The sequence below is a fragment of the Actinocorallia aurea genome (assembly GCF_054783995.1).
This window is the reverse complement of record NZ_BAAGPQ010000012.1, coordinates 17,097-37,881: the sequence shown is the minus strand read 5'-3', so window position 1 is coordinate 37,881 and position 20,785 is coordinate 17,097. Positions and strand designations below refer to the sequence as shown.

General features: G+C 72.7%; 17 protein-coding genes. 6 read left to right on the top strand and 11 right to left on the bottom strand.

Features of this window, described 5'->3' with window-relative positions; genetic code table 11:
* Positions 1 to 81 precede the first annotated feature (81 nt).
* Positions 82 to 969 (bottom strand): AraC family transcriptional regulator, encoded by an 888-nt coding sequence (locus tag ACYVOM_RS12625; RefSeq protein ID WP_460303499.1) that lies wholly within the window; start codon positions 967 to 969, stop codon positions 82 to 84.
* Between the two features lie 113 nt (positions 970 to 1,082).
* On the opposite strand from ACYVOM_RS12625, the gene ACYVOM_RS12620 reads away from it, so the two are divergent.
* On the top strand, positions 1,083 to 1,493 hold the full coding sequence (locus ACYVOM_RS12620; protein WP_460303498.1) for a Dabb family protein: 411 nt from the start codon (positions 1,083 to 1,085) through the stop codon (positions 1,491 to 1,493).
* Positions 1,494 to 1,806: 313 nt separating this feature from the next.
* On the opposite strand, the gene ACYVOM_RS12615 is transcribed toward ACYVOM_RS12620, so the two are convergent.
* The 8 genes from ACYVOM_RS12615 to ACYVOM_RS12580 all read right to left on the bottom strand — a co-directional run bounded on the left by ACYVOM_RS12615 (position 1,807) and on the right by ACYVOM_RS12580 (position 11,164).
* Positions 1,807 to 3,345: an AMP-binding protein gene (locus ACYVOM_RS12615; RefSeq protein WP_460303497.1), complete on the bottom strand. Its 1,539-nt coding sequence runs from the start codon at positions 3,343 to 3,345 to the stop codon at positions 1,807 to 1,809.
* A gap of 47 nt (positions 3,346 to 3,392) precedes the next feature.
* Positions 3,393 to 3,779: a nuclear transport factor 2 family protein gene (locus ACYVOM_RS12610; RefSeq protein WP_460303496.1), complete on the bottom strand. Its 387-nt coding sequence runs from the start codon at positions 3,777 to 3,779 to the stop codon at positions 3,393 to 3,395.
* 82 nt (positions 3,780 to 3,861) lie between these two features.
* The gene (locus tag ACYVOM_RS12605) at positions 3,862 to 5,043 is read right to left on the bottom strand and encodes an alpha/beta hydrolase family protein (RefSeq protein ID WP_460303495.1); all 1,182 of its coding nucleotides are present in this window, start codon (positions 5,041 to 5,043) and stop codon (positions 3,862 to 3,864) included.
* Positions 5,040 to 6,137, bottom strand: coding sequence for a homogentisate 1,2-dioxygenase (locus tag ACYVOM_RS12600; protein ID WP_460303494.1), 1,098 nt, complete (start codon positions 6,135 to 6,137; stop codon positions 5,040 to 5,042). Before ACYVOM_RS12600 ends, ACYVOM_RS12605 begins: the two co-directional genes overlap by 4 nt.
* A gap of 33 nt (positions 6,138 to 6,170) precedes the next feature.
* Positions 6,171 to 7,691, bottom strand: coding sequence for a class I adenylate-forming enzyme family protein (locus tag ACYVOM_RS12595; protein WP_460303493.1), 1,521 nt, complete (start codon positions 7,689 to 7,691; stop codon positions 6,171 to 6,173).
* A gap of 40 nt (positions 7,692 to 7,731) precedes the next feature.
* On the bottom strand, positions 7,732 to 8,916 hold the full coding sequence (locus ACYVOM_RS12590; RefSeq protein WP_460303492.1) for an acyl-CoA dehydrogenase family protein: 1,185 nt from the start codon (positions 8,914 to 8,916) through the stop codon (positions 7,732 to 7,734).
* Positions 8,917 to 8,950: 34 nt separating this feature from the next.
* Entirely contained in the window at positions 8,951 to 9,556 is a 606-nt protein-coding gene (locus tag ACYVOM_RS12585; RefSeq protein WP_460303491.1) for a TetR/AcrR family transcriptional regulator, read from the bottom strand.
* Positions 9,557 to 9,628: 72 nt separating this feature from the next.
* Positions 9,629 to 11,164 (bottom strand): sugar ABC transporter ATP-binding protein, encoded by a 1,536-nt coding sequence (locus tag ACYVOM_RS12580; RefSeq protein WP_460303490.1) that lies wholly within the window; start codon positions 11,162 to 11,164, stop codon positions 9,629 to 9,631.
* Positions 11,165 to 11,313: 149 nt separating this feature from the next.
* On the opposite strand from ACYVOM_RS12580, the gene ACYVOM_RS12575 reads away from it, so the two are divergent.
* From ACYVOM_RS12575 to ACYVOM_RS12560, 4 genes are all read left to right on the top strand, one after another.
* Positions 11,314 to 12,513, top strand: a complete 1,200-nt coding sequence (locus ACYVOM_RS12575; RefSeq protein WP_460303489.1) for a thiolase family protein — start codon at positions 11,314 to 11,316, stop codon at positions 12,511 to 12,513.
* 50 nt (positions 12,514 to 12,563) lie between these two features.
* Positions 12,564 to 13,331 (top strand): SDR family NAD(P)-dependent oxidoreductase, encoded by a 768-nt coding sequence (locus tag ACYVOM_RS12570; RefSeq protein WP_460303488.1) that lies wholly within the window; start codon positions 12,564 to 12,566, stop codon positions 13,329 to 13,331.
* A gap of 270 nt (positions 13,332 to 13,601) precedes the next feature.
* A complete protein-coding gene (locus ACYVOM_RS12565) occupies positions 13,602 to 14,789 on the top strand; it encodes a sugar ABC transporter substrate-binding protein (protein ID WP_460303487.1) in 1,188 nt (395 codons plus the stop codon).
* 103 nt (positions 14,790 to 14,892) lie between these two features.
* Positions 14,893 to 15,936 (top strand): ABC transporter permease, encoded by a 1,044-nt coding sequence (locus tag ACYVOM_RS12560; RefSeq protein WP_460303486.1) that lies wholly within the window; start codon positions 14,893 to 14,895, stop codon positions 15,934 to 15,936.
* Between the two features lie 28 nt (positions 15,937 to 15,964).
* On the opposite strand, the gene ACYVOM_RS12555 is transcribed toward ACYVOM_RS12560, so the two are convergent.
* Positions 15,965 to 16,570, bottom strand: coding sequence for a TetR/AcrR family transcriptional regulator (locus ACYVOM_RS12555; RefSeq protein ID WP_460303485.1), 606 nt, complete (start codon positions 16,568 to 16,570; stop codon positions 15,965 to 15,967).
* Positions 16,571 to 16,703: 133 nt separating this feature from the next.
* On the opposite strand from ACYVOM_RS12555, the gene ACYVOM_RS12550 reads away from it, so the two are divergent.
* The gene (locus ACYVOM_RS12550; protein ID WP_460303484.1) at positions 16,704 to 17,354 is read left to right on the top strand and encodes a pentapeptide repeat-containing protein; all 651 of its coding nucleotides are present in this window, start codon (positions 16,704 to 16,706) and stop codon (positions 17,352 to 17,354) included.
* Between the two features lie 72 nt (positions 17,355 to 17,426).
* Here ACYVOM_RS12550 and ACYVOM_RS12545 read toward each other — a convergent pair whose 3' ends face one another.
* Positions 17,427 to 20,759, bottom strand: coding sequence for an ATP-binding protein (locus ACYVOM_RS12545; RefSeq protein WP_460303483.1), 3,333 nt, complete (start codon positions 20,757 to 20,759; stop codon positions 17,427 to 17,429).
* Between the last annotated feature and the right edge of the window lie 26 nt (positions 20,760 to 20,785).

Below are 20,785 nucleotides of genomic sequence, written 5' to 3'. Positions count from 1 at the left end.
CCCGCCGCGAACCGACCCGAACCAGACCTTTACCCGCCCGTCCCCGCCGGCTCCAGTGCGATGGCCGGGATCGAGCAAGGGTCAGGGGGTGCGGCGGTAGTGGCCGGGGGGTTGGGCGAAGGCGCGTTTGAAGGCGGTGGCGAAGGCGTAGGGGGAGATGTAGCCGACCTGGGCGGCGATGGTGGAGAGGGGGGCGTCGGAGGTGCGGAGGAGTTTTGCGGCGGTGGTGAGGCGCCACCAGGTCAGGTAGGTGAGCGGGGGGCGGCCGACGAGGGCGGTGAAGCGGCGGGCGAACGCCGCGCGCGACAGGCCGGTACGCCGCGCCAGCTCCGCGACCGTCCAGGGGTGGGCCGGGTCGTCGTGGAGGGCGTGGAGCGCGGCGCTCACCACGGGGTCGGCCAGGGCTGCGGCCCATCCCGCGGACTCACGGCAGGCGGGCTGCTCCTGCAGCCAGGTGCGCAGGACGTAGACGAGAAGAGTGTCGAGCAGCGACGGTACGACCGCGTCCGCGCCGGGACCGGGCGCGCGCAGCTCCGCACTGAGAAGGTCGACGGCCGCGCGGAGGCAGGACGGGCTGCCCGCTCCGGCCGGCAGGTGCACGACGGCGGGCAGCTCGGCCAGGAGCGGATGGCCGCGGTCGGCGTCGAGCCGGTAGGCGCCGCAGAGCACCACGGCGCTCGGCGGGCCGACGGGCGCGGGCCCGTCCCGCCGACCGTCCGGCGGCGGCTCGGGGCTGTCGGCCAGGCCGTACTCGCCGCCGTGCGGGAAGAACACCACATCGCCGGTGCGCAGCTCGATCGGCGCGCCCTTCGCCGGGAGCAGCCAGTACGACCCGGACAGCACGACCTCGAACCCCGCCGTGCCCGGCGCGTGGGCGAACCGCTCGCTCCACGGCGCATGCCTCTCCACGCGTGCCGAGGAGGGGGCTCCGGTGCGCATCACGGCGATCACATCGCTCAGCACGTCCACCTGACGAAACTACCGGGCGAGACGATCGCGTAGTGAATCAAGATCCGGCGGCATTGGCCGTCTCCCCCACGGGCCCTAGCGTCAGGGGCGGACCACTCGTCAAGGAGAGACCGATGATCCTGATCACCCAGCGTTTCAGCTTCAAGGCCGGCACCACGCCCGAGCGGCAGGAGGCGGTCCTCACCGCGATGCGGCGGACCTCCGCCGTGGAGTCGACGTCCTTCTCGTTCGTCGGCCCCGAGCTCGGCGGCGCCGACGACGGCTTCACCCACGGCTACTGCGTGGCCCTGCCCGACCTCGCCGCCCTCGAACGGTACATCCACGACCCCGTCCACCTGGCCGGCGACCCCGAGATCCTCCCCCACCTGTCCCGTCTCACCCACGTCCGCTTCTCCGACGACGCCGACCCCGCCCTCGACGACCGCATCACCGCCCTGCACCGCGCCAAGCTCGCCCGCTACCCGGAGTGGGAGCGCCTCCTCGACGCCATCTCGAACGGCGCCCCCGACCAGGTCTCCCGCTGACGCCGCCGCCACCTCCGCCGACCGACGGGGCGCGGACCAGAAGCACACGCATCACGATGGTTGCATAGTTCGTAAGCCGATATATAGCGTGTGTCATGGCGAACCCACGGCCGGGCCCGCCGGTACTACCGCGTGGCGGAGGAGGGCACCGAGGCGGGCAGGCCGGGAAGGGGCACCGTCCTCCGCGAGCGCGTGTCCCTGCAGTGCGGAGGGCTGACCGCCCGCCCCCGCGAGTACCTCCAGTGGACGCCGCCGCGTCTGACGGACCGGGAGGCGGGCCTCCTCACGGGGGCGGCCCGCCGCCCGCGGCCGGTCAGGGGGAGCCGTCCGCGAGGAACGACTTCCGCAGTTCGTGCTTCATGGCCTTGCCGGTGACGGTCTTCGGGAGGGCGTCGGTGTAGTGGACGTGCCGGGGGCGCTTGTAGCCGGCGATGTGCTCGCGGCAGAAGGCGATGAGGTCGTCCGGTGCGGGACGGTGGCCGGGGCGCAGGACCACGGCAGCGGCGACGGCTTCGCCCCAGTGCGCGTCGGGCACGCCGAAGACCGCGGCCTCGGCGACGGCCGGGTGGCGCACCAGGGTGTGCTCGACCTCGGTGGAGTAGACGTTCTCGCCGCCGGTGATGATCATGTCCTTCTTGCGGTCGACGATGTAGAAGAAGCCCTCGTCGTCCCTGCGGGCGAGGTCGCCGGTGTGGAACCAGCCGTCGGCGTAGGACTCGGCGGTGGCCTCGGGGCGGCCCAGGTAGCCGAGGGTGGTCTGGTCGCCGCGCACGACGAGTTCGCCGACCGTGCCGTTCGGAGCCTCCGCGCCGTCGTCGCCGACGATCATCGCCTCGGACATGCACATCGCCGCGCCCGCCGACGCCAGGAGGTGGTCGTCGCCCCGGGCGGCGCGCGCGTGCGTCTCGGTGTCGAGGGCGAGGATGTTCCCTGCGGTCTCGGTCATGCCGAACCCGGTGAAGATGATCGGCCCGAACCTGTCGACCGCGCGTTGCAGCGTGCCGACGGGCATCCCGGCGGACCCGTACCCGAGGGCGGTGAGCGACGACGTGTCATGCCGCCCGATCCCGGGGTCGTCCAGGACGTCGGCCATCATCGACGGGGCCATGCCCGCGCTCGTCACGCCCTGCTCCTCGACGGTCCGCAGCCACGCGTCCGGCCGCCACGGCCCCTGCTGCAGGACGGTCCCGCCGCGGAACTGCTGGGCGATCGCCATGTACCCGGACACGTGGCACAGCGGGAAGGCGTTGAGGAACCGGGCGCGCGGGCCGGGCGCGTAGTGGACCACCGTCTGGACGACGGCGGTGAGGAGGTTGCGGTGGCTGAGCATCGCCCCCTTCGGCCGCCCCGTGGTGCCGCTGGTGTAGACGATCCACGCGGGGTCGTCGCCGCCCGCCCCGGGCGCCCGCCGGTCGCTCGCCGCGCCGAGCAGGGCCTCGTAGGAGGAGGTCCCGGCCACCTCCGGTCCCACGGTCACGATCTCGCGCAGGAACGGCAGCTCGGCGCGCAGGTCCTGGAGGACCGCCGCATAGGACGCCTGCGCGATGAGCACCGTCGCCTGGGCGTCGTTCAGGATCCAGACGAGCTCTTGCGGGTGCAGCCGGTAGTTCAGCAGGGTCAGGACGCGCCCGGAGTCCGGGACGCCGTAGTAGCACTCGTAGTACTCGGGGCAGTTCTCGGCGAGGATCGCGACCCGCTCGCCGGGCGCGGTGAGGCCGCCGATCGCGTTCGCGAGGCGGCGGGTCCGCCGGGCGAGCGCGGACCAGGTCCGGATCCGGTCGTCGGCGAACCAGAGGGCCTGGCGGTCGGGGAAGGAGCGGGCGTTCCGCTCGACGATGTCGGCCAGCAGCACTGGGGATGCCTTTCTGCGCTAGGGGTGGGAGGGCAGTCGGCGCGCGTTCAGTCGGTGAGGGCCTCGCGGAAGCGGCTGATGCGGGAGCGCTGGGCGGAGTCCAGGTACTCCTCGATCCGGGTGACGCGTCCGTCCTTGACCTGCACGTAGATGGCGACGTTCAGGCCGAAGTCCTGGCCGTTGGGCAGGCCCACGTGCAGGACGTGCTGCTGGAGGACGCCGTCGCCGGTGTCGGCCTGGCGGAGGATCTCGTAGCGCAGGTGCCGGGCGATCCGCTGGAGCCCGCCGAGCACCTTCAGGTTCTCCTCGACGGTCTGCTCGACGAGGTCGTCGTTGTGCCAGATGACGGCGTCCGGGGCGTAGAGCGCCCGCACTGCCTCGATGTCGCCGGACTCGATGGCCGCGAAGAACGCGGCGACGGTGGCTCTGCTCATGGTGGTCACGCCTTTCTCGAGAGGGGGTTCCGTCCCTGGGCGGGCGCCGCGCCCGCGCCCGCCCGGGACGGGACGGGACGGATCAGGCCTCGCTCTTGGGCGCCCAGCCGCGCTCGGACAGCCAGCGGCCGATCACCGAGACGGCTTCCCTGAGCTGCGGGCGCTGATCCGGGCCGAGGTAGTAGTGGGTGGCGCCGGGGACCTCGTGGAAGGTCTTGTCGGCCTGGGTGAACCCGTCGAACAGGCGGCGGGTATGGCTGGGGGTGCAGGCGTCGTCGGCGGAGTTGCCGATGACGAGGACGGGCACCGTCACGTCGGCGGCGGCCTTCGGCGCGTCGCCGCGGGCGTCGTCGTAGCTCCACTGGGACAGCCAGCTGCGCAGGCTGGTGTAGCGGGCGAGCCCGACCGTGCTGTTGTTCACCACCTGCGGGTCGCCGAGGTAGCAGGTGCCGGGCACCCGGTCGTTGGGGTCGACGGCGGGGTCGAGCCAGCGCGGGTCGGCCATGGTGCCGTGGACGACGAACGCGTGCTCGTCCAGGGGCCGGCCCGCCTCGCGGAGTTCGGCGAGCTTGGCCTTGACCCAGGCGGTGATCCGCCGGTTGCGGGCGATCTGCGCCTCCCGGTACCGCTGGAGGAATTCCTCGGTGTAGGGCGGCTGGTTGGGGTTCTCCGGGTCGTAGAGGTCGAGTTCCCTGTCCCGCTTGGACGGGTCGGCCTCGTCCAGGATGGAGGGGTCGATCCACTCGGTGAGGGTGCCGTGCCGGGAGACGTGCGCGGCCAGCAGCATCAGCCCGTCGGCCGGGGTGAGGCCGAGGGCCGTCAGGTCGGGCAGGTCGCCTGCGGGGGTCGAGGTGAGGGTCGGCTTCTCGGCCTGCTGCTGGTAGAACACCGACAGGGAGCCGCCGCCGCTCCAGCCCGCGAGGACCACGTTGCGGTAGCCGAGTTCCTTTTTCGCATGGGCGACGCAGGCGCCGAGGTCCTCGACGACCTTCTCCATGATGAGCGCCGAGTCGACGCCGCGGTAGCGGCTGTTGCAGTAGATGACGTGGTGCCCGGCCCGCGCGAGCGCCGGGGTGATGGGGAGGTAGGCGCCGCCGCCGATCGGGTGCATGAACACCACGACGGTGTCCGACTCGGTCTCCGGCTTCAGCAGCTGGGCTTCTAGGACGACGTTCGCGCCGCCGCCCCCGTAGGTGTCGCGGGCCGCCGAGGAGTCGGGGAAGACGACGATGAAGGGGATGCGCTGGTAGGGAACTGCGGTCACGCGGGGCCTCCGGCAGCATGGGAGAAGGCGGGGTGGACGGTGAGCGGGCGGCGCACGTCGATCGACATGACCTCCCACTCGATGCGGTCGTAGTCGGGGAACTTGCGGCGGGCGCGCTCGCGGGCCCGCTCCGGCGGCCCGTGGTGGATGCCCTGCGGGGCGTGGCTGATCAGGCCGGGCGGCATGTCGATGCCGAAGAGGGAGCCGCCGTGGAACAGCGCGACCTCGTCGTAGTCGACGTTGCGGTGGTACCAGGGCATCCGCTCGGCGCCCGGCCTCATCTCGGCGCCGCGCGGCAGGAAGTTGAGCACGACGACGCCCTCGGCCTGCAGGAACAGGTGGACGGTCGGCGGCAGGTGGATCGACTCCGACGTGATCGGGTTGTAGTCGCGGATGTTGAGCTTGAAGGGGAAGTAGTCGCCCTTCCAGCCCTCGACGTCGCACGGGTTGTGGTCGTAGAGCAGCCAGCCGGTCTCCTCGCCGGACGTCAGCCGCACCCGCCACTCCGGGCCGCCGTCGGTGAGCACCTCGGGCTCGGGCACGAAGACGGTGGACGGGTCGAACGGGAAGTGCCTGCCGAGGATGCCGGGCTTGGGGACGGTCAGCTCGTCCCTGGTCTCGACGATGAGGAACGCGCCAGCGGCGCCGCCTGCGTCGGGGACCTGCCGGTAGGTGACGGCCTTGGGCAGCAGCACCCAGTCCCCGGGCTCGTAGGGGATGGCGCCGAACTCGGTCTGGAACACGCCGGTGCCGCGGTGCACGAAGAACAGCTCGTCGCCCGAGACGTTGCGCGCGAAGAACGGCATGGCGGCGCTGCGGCGGCTCAGGCGGAAGCGGACGTCGGCATTGGACAGCAGCGTGACCGGGGCGCCTTCGGGGTCCGCCAGGTCGGTGGGCTCCAGGTCGCCGACGAGGGCGTCGGTCGGCCGGATCGGGCCCTCGTACCGATAGGCGGTGGGGTCGTTGCGCCGGTAGAGCTGCGCCTGGCGGCCGACGAAGCCCATCCGGCCGAGCTCGTCGTCCTTGAGCCCGTCGAGGTCCCGGTGGACGTGGCGGGGGGTGGTCCCCTTGCGGTACTGGATGAAGGATTCCACGTGTTCTCCTACAGAAAGCGGGTGGAAGGACGTTCAGGGACGGGCGGCGGGGTCGGTCAAGGCGCGTTCTTTCAGCGCGGGTTTCATCACCTTGCCGGACATGGTCCGCGGGAGCGCGTCGCGTTCCACCACGACGGAGCGCGGCACCTTGTAGTCCGACAGTTCGGCGCGGACCGCGGCGAGCACGGCCTCCGCGGTGATCCGGCCGGGGTCGGCGTCGACGAACGCGACGCCGACCTCGCCCCAGCGCGCGTCGGGGCGGGCCACGACCGCGACCCCGGCGACGCCGGGGATGCCGCCGATGACGCGTTCGACCTCGGCGGGGTAGACGTTGAGTCCGCCGGAGACGAACATGTCCTTCTTGCGGTCGACGATGCGCAGGTAGCCGTCGGCGTCGCGGGCGGCGAGGTCGCCGGTGCGCAGCCAGCCGTCGGCCAGGACCCTGCGGGTCTCGGCCTCGTCGCGCCAGTACCCGGCCATCACCTCGGGGCCGCGCATCAGCAGCTCGCCCACCTCGTCGACGTCGCAGTCGCGGCCGTCCTCGGCGACGACCCTGACCTGGGTGCCCATGAGGGGGCGGCCCACGGAGCCGCTGCGGGCGATGGCGTCGGCGGGCGGCAGCATGATGCCCGAGCCGCTGGACTCGGTGCAGCCGTAGCCCTGGCCGAGGGTGATCCCGCGCGCCTGCCACGCCGTGAGCTGGGCGGGCGGCACGGGGCCGGCACCGGCACGGGCGAGGCGCAACCCGCTGAAGTCGCGCTCGTCGATGCCGGGGACCTCGGCCATCGCCGCCCACAGCGGCACCGGGCCGTAGAAGACCGTGATGTCCGTGCTCAGCCGCGCGACGGTCTCGGCCGGGTCGAATCCGGGGGCCAGGACGAGCGTGCCGCCGGCGTGGGCGATCGGCGCCCAGACGGTGAGGACGCTCCCGGTGAACGACAGGGAGGTGGGCAGGTAGGAGCTGTCGTCCCAGGTGAGCCCGTCGGCGAGGCCGTTCTTCATGGCCAGGGCCGACACGTTCCCGTGCGTGATCATGGCGGCCTTGGGACGTCCGGTGGTGCCGGAGGTGAAGCAGAGGTAGGCGAGCTCCTCCTCGTCGGGCACCTGCCCGGGGTCCGGCGCACCGGCCGCCACCAGGTCGGCGAACGGGCGGAACCTGTCCCGCGCCTCGCCCAGCGTGACGACGGTGACGTCCGGGAGGCCTTCGACCGCGGTCGCCGCGCGCTCGGCGTGGGCGTCGTCGACCACGACGAGACGGCACCCGGAGTGCTCCAGCGTGAAGCGCAGTTCCGCGGCGGTCATCCGCACGTTCAGCGGGACGGTCACCGCGCGGATCTTCCCGGCGGCGAGCGCGGTCTGGCACCATTCCGGGCGGTTCTCGGAGAAGATGCCGACGCGGTCTCCTGCGGTGACCCCGGCGCGGGCCAGGCCTGCCGCGATCTCATTGGTGACGGCGTCGAGCCGCCGCCACGTCCAGTTCTCCTCGCCGAATCGGAGCGCGATTCCGTCGGGCCGCCAGACGGCCCAGAACCGCACGGCTGCGGGCATGCTCATTGCGCACTCCAGGGGTGGGGGTGGATAAGCGCGATCGGGGTCATCGCGCGGACTTCGCTGCGTTCGCGCCGGCCCCGCCGCGGACCAGGGATTTGCCGATGATCTCCTTCATGATCTCGGTGGTGCCGCCGTAGATCGTGGTGATCCGGGCGTCCTGATAGGCGCGTGCGATCGGATATTCGAGCATGTAGCCGTATCCGCCGTGCAATTGCAGGCACTGGTCCACGAGTCGCTTTTGCAGTTCCGTGCACCACCATTTCGCCTTGGCGGCGCGCTCGGCGGTCAGCGTTCCTGCATTGAGTTCCAGGACGCAGCGGTCGACGAAGGTCTGCCCGATCTCCAGTTCGGTGGCCAGTTCCGCCAGCACGAACCTGGTGTGCTGAAAGTCGGCGACGGGCCGGCCGAAGGCGGTGCGCTCCTTCACGTAGTCCAGCGTCCAGCCGAACGCCGCCGCACAGGCCGCGGTCGCCGTCATCGCGATCGACAGCCGCTCCTGGGCCAGGCCGCCCATCATGTAGCCGAACCCGCGGCCCTCCTCGCCCAGCAGGTTGGCGACCGGCACGCGCACGTCGGTGAAGTGCAGTTCGGCGGTGTCCTGGGCGTGCTGGCCGATCTTGTGGAGCTTGCGGCCCCGCTCGAAGCCCGGCATGCCGCGCTCCAGCACCAGCAGGCTGACGCCGTCGTGCCTGCGGGACGGGTCGGTCTTCACCGCGGTGATGACGAGGTCGCCGTTGAGCCCGTTGGTGATGAAGGTCTTGGCGCCGTTGACGACGTAGTGGTCGCCGTCGCGGGTCGCGGTGGTGGTGAGGGAGGCGACGTCGCTGCCCGCGCCCGGCTCGGTCATCGCGAGCGCGAGGATGAGCTCGCCGGAGCAGACGCCGGGCATCCATCGGCCGAGCTGGGCCGGGGTGGCCAGTTTCAGCAGGTAGGGCAGGGCGACGTCGTTGTGCAGGGTGATCGCCATGCCCGCGCCGGCCAGGCCGCGCCGCTGGATCTCCTCGGTGATGACGAGGTTGTGGCGGAAGTCGGCGGTCCCGCCGCCGCCGTGCTCGGCCGGGGCGGCGATGCCGAGCAGACCGGCGCGGCCCGCGGCCGTCATGGCGGCGCGGTCGATGACGCCGTCGCGCGCCCACCGCTCGGCGTGCGGGACCATCTCGCGGTCGAGATAGGCGGCGACGGTCTCGCGGAAGGTCTCGTGGTCGTCGTCGAAGAGGTCGCGCTTCACCGGGCGGCCCTCCCCTCGCGGGAGGGCGCGCAGGTCAGGCCGTGGCGCCGCCCACCGGCTGAGGGGGCCGGATGCCGGAGAGGATGATGTCGCAGAACATGTCCGCGATCGTGTCCGGGGAGACCCTGCCGCTCTGGTCGATCCAGACGTACGCGTAGTTGAACATGCCGAGGATGCCCTTGAAGGCCACTTCGTCGGCCATCGGCTGGAAGAGTCCCTTGGCGGTGCCCGTGCGGAAGGCGTCCAGCCAGGCCCGCTCGTACTGCGCGCGCAGTTCCAGGACGTCGCGCAGCCTCTCGCCGGTCAGCGCGTTGAAATCGCGGTAGTGCACCGTCCATTCCAGCCGGTGCTCGGCGATGTTCCGCAGAACGGCCCGCGCCAGTTCCCTGATGCGCTCCACCTCGTCGGCGCACTCGGCCGAGATCCGCCGCGCGGTTTCCACCATCACCTTCAACTGCGAGACGCTGATCTCGTAGAGGAGCGCCTCTTTGTTGCCGATGTGGTGGTAGAGAGCGCCGCGTTGCAGACCGACCGCCTGCTCCAGCTGCGACATGCCCACCCCGTGGTAGCCATGCCGGGCGAACAGTTCCGCCGCAGCCTGCAGAATTCGCTCTTTCTGCGATGTCTCTCGCAGCACCATAACCGCCGTTCCGTGGGTTGACTGGCCTCATGATAGATGGTTCTCCCAATCGTGCCGGGCGCATGGGGTGGGTCACGCTGAGACTCCCGCCGGTCCGTAGACCAGGTGGGCGAGTGCGGAGGGGTCGATGCCCGGCCCCTGGACGACGGTCTCGATCCGGCCGTCCACGAGGACGAGCACCCGGTCGCACAGGTCGGCCAGTTCGGTGAAGTCGGAGCTCACGACGAGGGCCGACGTGCCGCGCCCGGCGGCGGCGCGGATGATGCGGTGCAGGTCCAGGCGGGCGCCGACGTCGACGCCCTGGGAGGGCTCGTCGAGGAGCAGGAGCCGCGGGTCGCGGCGCAGGCTGCGGGCGATGACGACCTTCTGCTGGTTGCCGCCCGACAGCGCGGTGACGGGCGCGTCCGGTCCCGGCGCGACGACGCCGAACTCGGCGATGGAGGCCACCGCGTCGGCGCGCTCGGCCCGGTGCCGCAGCCTCCCGCGGCCCCAGTAGCGGCCGACGTCGGTGATCGACAGGTTGTGCGCCACGGACTGCTCGGCGAAGAGGGCGTCCTCCACTCGGTTCTCCGGCACGTAGCCGACGCCCCGAGCGAGGGCCTCGGCCGGGCCCGCGAAGCTGCCGGGCTCCCCGTCGAGGGAGATCGTGCCCGCGCCGTGCTCCAGGCCGAACAGGGAGCGCAGCACGCGGGACCGGCCCGAGCCGAGCAGCCCGGCGATGCCGACGATCTCCCCGGCGGCGACGTCGAAGGAGACGTCGCGCAGCCCGCCGCTGGACAGCCCGCGCACCTCAAGACGGGGCCGGCCGGCGGCGGACGGGAGGCGGGGCGGGGCCTCGGGGATCTCGCCGCCCATGATCATCCGGGCCAGGTCGGCGGGGGTGAGGCCCTCGTTCTCGACGGTGGCGACGCGGCGCCCGTCGCGCAGCACGGTCACCTCGTCGCTCACCGCGCAGATCTCGTCGAGGCGGTGGCTGATGAAGAGGATCGACTGGCCGCGCTCGGCGTACCTGCGCAGGCTCTTCAGCAGGAGGTCGACCTCCGAGGCCGACAGGGCGGCGGTCGGCTCGTCGAGGATGAGGACGCCGGAGTGGGCGCCCTCCTGGTCCTGCAGGGCGCGGGCGATCGCGACGACCATCTGCTCGGCCGGGCGCAACTCGCCGATGGGCAGCGCGGGGTCGACGTCGAGGTCGAACCGGTCGAGAACGGCGCGGGCCCGCTCACGCAGCCTGCGCCACCGGATGCGCCCTCCCGCCGCGAGCTCGAACCCGCGGCCGATGGCCAGGTTCTCGGCGATGCTCAGGTCGGGGAAGATCCCCACGTCCTGGTGGACGACGTGCAGGCCCATGGCCTTGGCGTCCGCCGGGCCGAGGCGGTGCGCGTCCTGGCGGCGACCGTCGATGACGACGCTGCCGCCGGGATCGGCGTGCAGAACCCCGGCGAGGATCTTGACGGTGGTCGACTTCCCCGAGCCGTTGCCGCCGATGAGGGCGTGGACGGTGCCGCGCCGAACCCGCAGGCCGACCCCGTCCAGGGCCTTGTGGCCGCCGTAGGTCTTCGACAGGTCTTCGGCGATCAGGGCGAATTCCGCCTGGTCATGGCCGCGCATCGACATCACCTCTCCCGAACGTGGAATCGGTGCCGAGTGTTCCAGGTCACTTTGCGTACCGACTGATCAGTACAGTAGAACCATCCTTCGGTAGGCGTCAACGGGTCCGGACCGATCAGGGCCGGGCCTCCTTCCCCCGAGGAGCTGCATTGACCCGAGCTGTGATCGTCGACGCCGTGCGGACCGCCGGAGGGCGGCGCGGCGGGCAACTGTCGGGCTGGCACCCGGCCGAACTCGCCGCCGAGACGCTGCGGGCGCTCGTCGCGCGCACCGGCCTGGACCCCGCACTCGTCGACGACGTGATCATGGGGTGCGTCACCCAGGTGGGCGCCCAGTCGACCAACATCGGCAGAGCGGCGGTCCTCGCGGCCGGCTGGCCCGAGTCGGTGCCGGCGACGACCGTGGACCGCCAGTGCGGGTCCTCCCAGCAGGCCCTGCACTTCGCCGCCCAGGGCGTGATCGCCGGAGCGTACGACGTGGTCGTCGCGGCCGGCGTGGAGTGCATGAGCACCGTCCCGATGTTCTCCAACGCCGCGGGCGCCGACCCGTACGGCGACGTCGTGCACGCCCGCTACGCCGGCCGCGAGGCCTTCGGCGAGACCGGGCTCGTCCCCCAGGGCGTCTCGGCGGAACTCGTCGCCGAGAAGTGGGGCCTGTCGCGCGCGGAACTCGACGCGTTCGGGCTGCGCAGCCAGACCCTGGCCGCCGCCGCCCGCGACGCCGGACGCTTCGCCGACGAGATCGTGCCGGTCCAGGTGCGGCGCCGCGACCGCGAGACCGGTGCGGTCATCGCCGAGGACGCGGCGGCGACCTCGGACGAGGGCATCCGCGCGACCTCGGACGAGCGGCTCGCCGCGCTCAAGCCCGCCTTCCTTCCCGAGGGGCGGGTGACCGCGGGCAACAGCTCCCAGATCACCGACGGGGCCTCGGCGGTGCTGGTGATGAGCGAGGAGCGCTGCCTGTCCTTCGGGCTGCGCCCCCGGGCCGTCTTCGCGCACGGCGTGCTGGCCGCCGACGACCCCGTCCTGATGCTGACGGCGCCGATCCCCGCCACCCGCAAGGTGCTCGCCCGCGCGGGCCTGGCCATCGGCGACATCGACAGGTTCGAGGTGAACGAGGCGTTCGCGCCCGTCGTCCTGGCCTGGCAGCGCGAGCTCGGCGCCGACCTCGACCGGGTCAACGTCAACGGCGGCGGCATCTCCCTCGGCCACCCGCTGGGCGCGTCCGGCACCAAGCTGATGGCCACGCTCGTGGCCGAGCTGGAGCGCAGCGGCGGCCGGTACGGCCTCCAGACCATGTGCGAAGGCGGCGGCATGGCCAACGCCACGTTGATCGAGCGGTGGACGTGAGCCGCCGCGAACACCGTGCAGAAGGACACCCGAACGATGGAGGACCCGCGATGACCGCACCCGGAACCCTGACCGCGAACCTGTCCGGAAGGGTCGCGGTCGTCACCGGCGCGTCCAGCGGCCTCGGCATGTGGTTCGCCGAACTGCTCGCCGGCTGCGGCGCGACGGTGTTCGCCGCGGCCCGCCGCCGCGAGCGGCTGGACGCCCTGGCCGACCGCGTCGCCGGCGTCATCCCGATCACCTGCGACGTCACCGACGCCGAGGCCCGCCAGGGGCTGCACGACGCGGCCCGCTCCTACCAGGGCGCCGTCGACGTGCTCGTCAACAACGCCGGGCACGGCGAGGGCAAGCCCGCCCTCGAAGAGAGCGTCGAGGACTTCGAGCGCACCCTCACGCTCAACCTCACCGCGACCTTCGCGCTGGCGACGCTGTTCGGCCGCTCGATGATCGAGGCGGGGCAGGGCAGCATCGTCAACATCGCCTCGATCCTCGGCATGGTCGCCGCCGCGCCGTCGTCGCAGGCCTCGTACTGCGCGGCCAAGGGCGGCGTGGTCAACCTGACGCGGGAGCTGGGCTGCCAGTGGGCGAACACCGGCGTCCGGGTCAACGCGATCGCGCCGGGCTGGTTCCCGAGCGAGGTCACCGAGGACTTCTTCGCCGACGAGCGGGGCGGCTCCTGGGTGCGCCGCAACACCCCGATGGGCCGGGTCGGCCGCTCCGACGAACTGGACGGGGCGATGCTCCTGCTGGCGAGCGACGCGAGCTCCTTCATGACCGGGCAGATCCTCGCCGTCGACGGAGGCTGGACCGCCCGATGACGGCGTGAGGCCCGCTGCGGCCTCCGCAGAAACCCGCGAGTCCCCGTTCTCCTCCCGAAGAGGAGGACGGGGACCTCGGCATGCCCGGACGGAAATTCTCCGTGGAGATCGTGAATTCTCTAGAAATCATTCGCGTAACACACCTGCAATCGGCCATTGACCGATGACGGTCGGCCACTTACCGTACCGATCAGTCGGTACTCAGGTACCGACCGATCAGTACAGAGTGCGGGGGCTCTCTTCGTCAGTCCAAGCACCACGGAGGTCATGATGAGTCGTCCCTCTGCAGGAACCGCGCTCCGGCGCGGCGCACTGGCCGTCTCGGCGGCCCTCGCCCTGCTCGTCTCCGGCTGCGCCGCGAAGGGCGAGGAGCCGTCCGCCCCGGCGTCCGGCCCCGTGCCGGGCAGCGAGTGGGGCACCAGCGCCGAGGCGCTGGAAGCCCTCTACAAGGGCACCTTCACCGCGCCGCCCGCGTCCGGACCGAAGGCCCAGGCGGGCAAGAAGGTCTGGATCATCTCCTGTGGCCAGGCCTCGACGGCCTGCGCCACACCCGTCAACGCGATGGAGGCCGCGGGCGAGGCCATCGGCTGGGACGTCACGGTCTTCGACGGGGAGCGCAACCCGACGCGGTTCGGCCAGGGCATCACCCAGGCCATCGCCGCGGGCGCCGACGGCATCCTCACCCAGGCCATCGACTGCGCCGGCGTCGTCGGACCCTACACCCAGGCCAAGGCCGCGGACATCGAGCTCGTCGGGCTCTACGCCTTCGACTGCGACGACCCCGCCGACAAGACCGGCCCCGGCGTCTTCTCCACGTTCGTGAAGTACCACGGGTACGAGACCGCGGGCGACGCGATCCGGGGCTGGGGCGCGGCCCGCGCGCCGTGGGTCATCGAGAAGACCGGGGGCAAGGCGAAGGCCATCACCCTGTGGGTGCCGGGCTTCCTCATGACCGAGCTCACCGATCAGGGCTTCGCCCAGGCGCTCGAAGCCCAGTGCGCGGACTGCGAGATCCTCGACCATCACGAGATCTCCCTCGCCGACCTCGCCGCGAACCGCGCCGGAGCCGCGTTCAGCACCGTGCTCCAGCGGCACCCCGACGCCAACGCGATCCACGCCTACGCCGACGGCGTCTTCCAGCAGTTCCTCAACAGCTCCATCAATTCCACGGGCCGCCAGGGCATCGCGGCCATCGGCGGCGAGTGCCTGCCCGACAACATCGAGCAGATCCGGTCCGGCGGCCCCCAGCAGGCCTGCGTGGTGCTCAACTCCGAGTGGGCAGGCTGGGCCGCCGTCGACGCCCTCAACCGGCAGTTCGCCGAGCCCGGATCCGCCCCCGTCGACCAGGGCGTCGGCTTCCAGCTCGTCGACAAGGACCACAACCTCCCGGCCTCCGGCCCGTGGGTGAGCCCCGTCGACTTCGCGTCCGCCTACAAGAAGGTGTGGGGCGTCTCCTGACCCGCCGCCGGCGGCACTGACCTCCCCCGCACGGGCGGAGGGGCGCGCCACCCGTCCCTCCGCCCCCGCCGTACCACCCCCTCTTCACCAAGGAGTCGCGCAGATGAGCAGTCAGGCCTCTCCCCCGGCGCCCGCCGCGGTCGCCGAAACCACGGAGTCCGGCGACACGGCCCGGCCCGCACGCGGCACCCGCGGCTCGTCCTTCGCCTGGCAGATCGAGCGGTTCGGGCTGCTCGGCCTCTTCGTCATCGTCATGGCGGTGTTCGGGCTCGTGTCCGAACCGTTCGCCAGCCCCAACAACCTGCGCATCATCCTCGGCACCCAGGCCGTGCTCGGACTCGTCGCGCTCGCCTCGATCATCCCGCTCATCTCCGGGCAGTTCGACCTTTCCGTCGGCGCCGTCATGGGCACCTGCTCGATCGTCACCGCCGCCGTCATGTCCCACGGGCACCAGCACCTCGCCGTCGCGATCGCCGCCGCGCTCGCGGTCGGCGCGGTCATCGGGCTGGTCAACGGCGTCGTCGTCGCCTACCTCGGGGTCAGCTCGTTCATCGTGACCCTCGCGACGGCGACCGTGCTGCAGGGCCTCGTCCTCTGGTACACCGGCGGCGACACGATCTCCGGCGACATCTCTCTGGGCCTGATCTCCTCCAGTTCCGGCAACTGGCTGGGCGTGCCCAAGGGCCTGCTGTGGCTGCTGCCCGTGGCGCTCGTGCTCTGGTACGTGCTCGGCCACACCCCGTGGGGCCGCCACCTCGGCGCGACCGGCTCCAACGAGCGGGCCGCCCGGCTCGCGGGCCTGCGCGTCCGGTGGATCACCGTCGCCGCCTTCGTCACCGCGGGTGTCGTCTCGGGCCTGGCCGGGGTGCTCCAGACGGGGCAGGCAGGCTCCGGCGACCCGCAGAACTCGCTCGGCGGAATCCTCCTGCCCGCCCTCGCCGCCGCGTTCCTCGGCAGCAGCGCGTTCAGCCCCGGCAAGTTCAACGTCCCCGGCACCCTCTTGGCCGTCTACTTCGTCGCCTTCGCCGTCAGCGGCTTCCAGTTCATCGGCGCCGCCTCCTGGATCCAGCAGCTCTTCAACGGCCTGGCCCTCGCCGGCGCCGTCACCCTCTCCACTCTCCTGGGCCGCCGCCGCAACCACACCTGAACTGCGACGGCGGCGTCCGGAAACTCCGCTACCGGCCCTCGCCGCACCCGTGATCCCGCCCCGCGGTCCCGGCCGCGAAGGCGCGCACGAGGGTCTCGCCGAGGAGGCGGCCCGCCTCGCCGGGATCACGGCGGCCGGTGAGGGCCTGCTCGTTGGCCGAGACGGCGAGGGCCCGGATCATCGCGTAGGTCCAGTCGGCGGGGAGGCCCGGCCTGAGCTCGCCGCGCTCGCCCGCCGCGCGCAGCCACGCCAGCAGGGGCTCGTCCGCCTCGGGCTCCTTCAGCGGATCACCTGCGGCGAGGTCGCGGTGCACGTCGAGGAAGCGGAACCGCGCGCCCACCCGGATGATCTCGGGGCCGAGCCTGCGCAGGACGTCGGCCGCGGCCCCTCCCGCCGCGACGGCGGCCGCGGCGAGGGCCCGCTGCTCGTCGACGGCCTGCGCGAAGAGGGCTCGGACCAGGTCCTCCCGGGCCGGAAAGTGCCGGTAAACGGTGGTGCGGCCGACGCCGGACGCGGCGGCGATCTCCTGCATGCTCGCCTCCGGGCGTCGGCCGAGCACCTCGATCGCGGCGGCGAGGACGGCGTCCCGGTTGCGGCGGGCGTCGGCGCGCAGCTGCTGGTTCGGGTGCGTCATGGCGGCTCACAGGAACGGTCGGGGATAAGTGGTACTGTTCTGTTCCACTTAATGGCGGTGATCGGTGGTCATCCTGCCACGGGGCCGCACGCGGAGCCGTGGAGCCGCCGCACCGTGCCCCGGAGAGGAACCCATGCGCAAGCCGCGGACGCTCACCGACCTCCCCTACGCCCGGTACCTCACCGCGGCGGACGGACCTCCCGTCCGGTCGGGGGACTACGAGACCGTCCACTTCGCCGACCTCGACCTGACCGGTGTCCGGGCCGAGGGCGCGCGGTTCCTGGAGAGCGCGTTCTCCCATGTGGACCTGGCCGACGCCGTGCTGCGCAACGCCCTGTTCAACGACGTGTGGATGCAGTCCGGCCGCCTGGTCGGCACCAACCTCGCCGAGACCCGCTGGCTGGACTCCGAGATCACCGTCGGCTCCCTGGCGGGCACCGCCCTCTACGGCTCGGAGCTGACCCGGGTGACCTTCTTCGGGTGCAAACTCGTCGCGCTGAACCTGCGCGAGGCGTCCCTGCGCGACGTCGCCTTCATCGACTGCACCCTCGACGATGTGGACTTCACCGGCGCGAAGCTCACCTCGGTCTCCTTCCCCGGCTCCACGCTGACCGACATCAGGCTCGACCGGACGACCATGCGGCGCGTGGACGTCCGCAAGGCCCGCTCCCTCACCTTCCAGGCGGGCCGCGACGCCCTGGCGGGCCTCACCATCACCTCCCCCCAACTCCTCGACCTGGCCCCCTCCTTCGCAACCCTCCTCGGCGTCACCGTCGCCGACTGACACGCGCCCGTCTCCGGAGGCTGCGGGCGTGCTACCGGCCGGGGTCTGCGCGGCCGGGGCCGCTCGGGGACGTCAGTCGTGCTCTTCGGGTGAGGGGCCGGTGTGGGAGGCCGGGCGGGGTTCGAGGGTGGTGAGGAACTCCTGGGCTCGGCGGGCGAAGAGGTGGGTCTCGTGGGCGGCGGACCAGTCGCAGGCGGCTTCTGCGGCGGCGCGGACGGCGTGGGCGGGGGCGCCGCGGGCGTGCAGGAGACGTGCCCGCAGCAGGCGGAGCAGGCCTTCGGCGTAGCGCTGGCCGTGGGCCTCAAGGGCCCGGTCCGCTCGGTCCAGGGCGTCCGCGGCCCGGTCCGAGCGCCCGGCGGCCAGCCACATCTCGGCGATCAGGCCGAGGTGGTAGGCCAGGCCGAAGCGCGGCGGGTCGGTCAGCGCCGAGGCCAGGAGCCGTTCGGCCTCCGCGCAATTCCCGGCCGGATCGTCTCCGGTGAGGGCGCGGGCCCAATACCAGTCGAGCCGGACGTAGTGCTCCTGCTGGAGGGCGAGGCGGCCGGTGCCCACGGCGGTCCACCGGTCGACCACCCGCAGCACCCAGGCGGCGTCGCCGGCCATCGAGGCGATCATGGTCATGTAGTAGGCCCACGTCGCCACCGCGTACCCGTCGGCAGGGCCGTTCCATCGGTCGATCATGACCCCGGCGGTCTCGACGTCGCCGTGCAGCGCGGTCACGACGGCCTGCCAGCCGGGCCATTCGCCCGAGACGTCCCGCCGGATCGGGGCGTCGGCCCGCGCGGCGGCCACCCCATGGCGGATGGCGCGGTCATTCTCGTTGAAGTACCGGTACGCCTCGCCGATATCGCCGACGTCCCACCGGTGCAGGCCCCAGGCCTGCCTGCCGTACACCCGGACGACGGGATCGCCGGACGCCTCTCCCTGGTCGTGCAGACGGCGGACCAGGTGCTCGCGATCCCACTCCAGGAACGTGTAGGCCCCGAACAGGCGGGCGAAGAGGAGCCCGGCGGCCTCCGCGTCCCGACCGAGATCGCGCGCCAGCCGTTCCGCCCGCTCCAGCAGGTCGAAGGTCGTGCCGCCGTAGCCGGCCTGCCGCCGCGGGGCGATGGCGAGCAGCGAGAGGGCCGACAGCTCCAGCTCCGGGAGCCCGGCCGCCCGAGCGATCCGGGCGGCCTCCTGCAGATGCCGGTCGGCCGCGGCGAACGCGAGCTTGGCCGTCGCGCGGCGGCCCGCGCGCTTCAGCGCCTCCGCGGCGCGCACCGGATCGGCCAGCGGTCCCGCCGATTCCAGGTGGTAGGCGAGCCGCTCGGTGCCGGACTCGTCGTCGGTGTCGGCCTCCTCGATCGCGTCCGCGATGCGCAGGTGCAGCCTGAGCGCCACCTGGTGCGCGGTGGTCTCGGTGACCGCCTCGCGGACCAGGTCGTGCGAGAAGCGCAGCGCGAACGGATCCGCCGACGCCGACTCCAGCATGCCGAGCGCGCGCAGCGGCCCCAGCAGTTCCAGGCATTCGGTGAGCCCGAGGCCCGCCGCGCGGGCGAGCAGCCCGGCCTCGACGTCGCGGCCGATGAACGCGGCGATCCGCAGCAGTTCGCCCGCGCCGCGGTCGAGGCCGGCCATCCGGTCGCGGACCACGTCGCGCACCGTGGCCGGGACGCCCGTCCGCTCCGGGGCTCCGCCGTCGGCGAGCGCGCCCGTGTCGCTGAGGAGCCGGGACAGTTCGCGGACGAAGAACGGATTGCCGCCGGTGCGCGAATGGATGGTGCGGGTGACGTCCGCACCGGGATCGCGGCCGGTCTCGCGGCGGATGAGTTCGCCCACGTCGGCCGGGCCGAGCGGGCCGAGCCGGATCCTGCGGTGGCCCGGCAGACGGCCGACGGCGGCCAGGGCCCGGGAGAGTTCCGAGCCGGGTTCCGGCGCCCGGTCGCGCAGCGAGCCGATGAGCGCGGCACGGACCGGCAGGCGGGTCGCCAGGTGGCCGAACAGCTGGAGCGAGGTGGCGTCGGCCCACTGCAGGTCGTCGAGGACGAGCAGCACGGGCCGCCGGCTCGCGGCCTGGCCGATGACGGTGACGACCTGCTCGAACAGGCGGAACTGGGCGCGGCTGCCGGAGAGCGTCGGCGCGGCGTCGTCGCGCGCTTCGAGGAGGACGCCGAGGTCGCTGCTGAGCCACTTCTCCCGGGCCGGCGCGGGCAGCCCGTCGAGCACGGCCGTCAGCGCCTGCTCCCACGGCCACATCGCGGGGGTGCCGTCCCCTTCCAGGCACGAGGCCCAGACGACGTGCGCGCCGCGCCGCCCGGCGTCCGCCGCGACCTCCTCCAGCAGACGGGTCTTGCCCACGCCAGGTTCGCCTTCGACGATGCCGAGCCCGGTGCGCCCGTTCGACGCCTCCCGCAGTGCCTGGCGCAGCACGGCGAGTTCCTCGGCCCGGCCGACCAGACCTGAGCCTCGGTTCCCGGTCGCCGGTTCGCCGCCCGCGTCGGGGGAAGGCGGCGGGGTCTGCGTCAGCACCCGCAGATGCGCGGCCTCCAGCGCCGGACCCGGGTCGATGCCGAGCTCGTCGGCCAGGCGGTCGCGGAGCGTACGGAAGGCCGTCAGCGCCTCGGCCTGGCGTCCGGCGGCGCCGAGCGCCGCGATCAGGGCAGCCTGCACGGGCTCGTGGAACGGGCCCATCTTCGCGGCGAGCTGCAGCGCCGGAAGCACCCGGTCCGCCCGGCCCAGCGACACCGCAAGACGCGCGGCGGCCTCGCACGCGGCATAGAACTCGTCGTCGAGGGCCGAGAAGATCGCCATCGCGGCGGTGCCGTGGACGAGCCCGTCCCCTGCGGGACCCTGCCACAGCCCGAGCGCCTCGACGTAGTGGTCGAGCGCCTCTTCCCGCCGCCGTTCGGCGAGGCTCGCCGCCGCGCGTTCCAGGAGGTCGCGGAAGGCGACCAGGTCGAGGGTGCCGGGACCCGCGCTGAGCAGGTAGGCGTTGCCCCGGCGGTGCAGGTAGGAGCTGGCCCCCCGGCTGCCGATCGCGGGTTCGAGCAGGCGGCGCAGCCCGCCGACGTACTTGTGGATGACGTTGAGCGCGCTCGCGGGTGACTCGTCGCCCCAGATCAGGTCGATCAGCTCGCCCGTGGTGACCGGACGGCCGGCGTGCGCCAGGAGCAGGGCCAGCAGATAGGCCTGCTGGCGGGGCCCGGCCTCCCGTTCGGCCCCGTCACGCCACACCCGCAGGGGGCCGAGGATCTTCAGCCGGACGGCCCCCGCCCGGTCCGCGGGTTCCCCGGGTTCTCCAAGAGCCCGTGGGCCGGGCACCGCGGGTACAGCCCGGTCCGACGGGTCCTCGCCGCCGGAAGGAGCCGGTGAGATGGACACGACCACGCCGTTCGGCTCCCGGATGGACGACAGATCATCCATTATGAGCCGGTGCTCCGGCCGGGGTC

What these genes read in the sequence shown, in the direction of transcription:
- ACYVOM_RS12595 (WP_460303493.1), bottom strand. Translation starts at nt 7,691, where the DNA reads ATGAGCATGCCCGCAGCCGTGCGGTTCTGGGCCGTCTGGCGGCCCGAC.
- ACYVOM_RS12610 (WP_460303496.1), bottom strand. Translation starts at nt 3,779, where the DNA reads ATGAGCAGAGCCACCGTCGCCGCGTTCTTCGCGGCCATCGAGTCCGGC.
- ACYVOM_RS12620 (WP_460303498.1), top strand. Translation starts at nt 1,083, where the DNA reads ATGATCCTGATCACCCAGCGTTTCAGCTTCAAGGCCGGCACCACGCCC.
- ACYVOM_RS12585 (WP_460303491.1), bottom strand. Translation starts at nt 9,556, where the DNA reads ATGGTGCTGCGAGAGACATCGCAGAAAGAGCGAATTCTGCAGGCTGCG.
- ACYVOM_RS12565 (WP_460303487.1), top strand. Translation starts at nt 13,602, where the DNA reads ATGAGTCGTCCCTCTGCAGGAACCGCGCTCCGGCGCGGCGCACTGGCC.
- ACYVOM_RS12560 (WP_460303486.1), top strand. Translation starts at nt 14,893, where the DNA reads ATGAGCAGTCAGGCCTCTCCCCCGGCGCCCGCCGCGGTCGCCGAAACC.
- ACYVOM_RS12570 (WP_460303488.1), top strand. Translation starts at nt 12,564, where the DNA reads ATGACCGCACCCGGAACCCTGACCGCGAACCTGTCCGGAAGGGTCGCG.
- ACYVOM_RS12580 (WP_460303490.1), bottom strand. Translation starts at nt 11,164, where the DNA reads ATGCGCGGCCATGACCAGGCGGAATTCGCCCTGATCGCCGAAGACCTG.
- ACYVOM_RS12550 (WP_460303484.1), top strand. Translation starts at nt 16,704, where the DNA reads ATGCGCAAGCCGCGGACGCTCACCGACCTCCCCTACGCCCGGTACCTC.
- ACYVOM_RS12545 (WP_460303483.1), bottom strand. Translation starts at nt 20,759, where the DNA reads ATGGATGATCTGTCGTCCATCCGGGAGCCGAACGGCGTGGTCGTGTCC.
- ACYVOM_RS12555 (WP_460303485.1), bottom strand. Translation starts at nt 16,570, where the DNA reads ATGACGCACCCGAACCAGCAGCTGCGCGCCGACGCCCGCCGCAACCGG.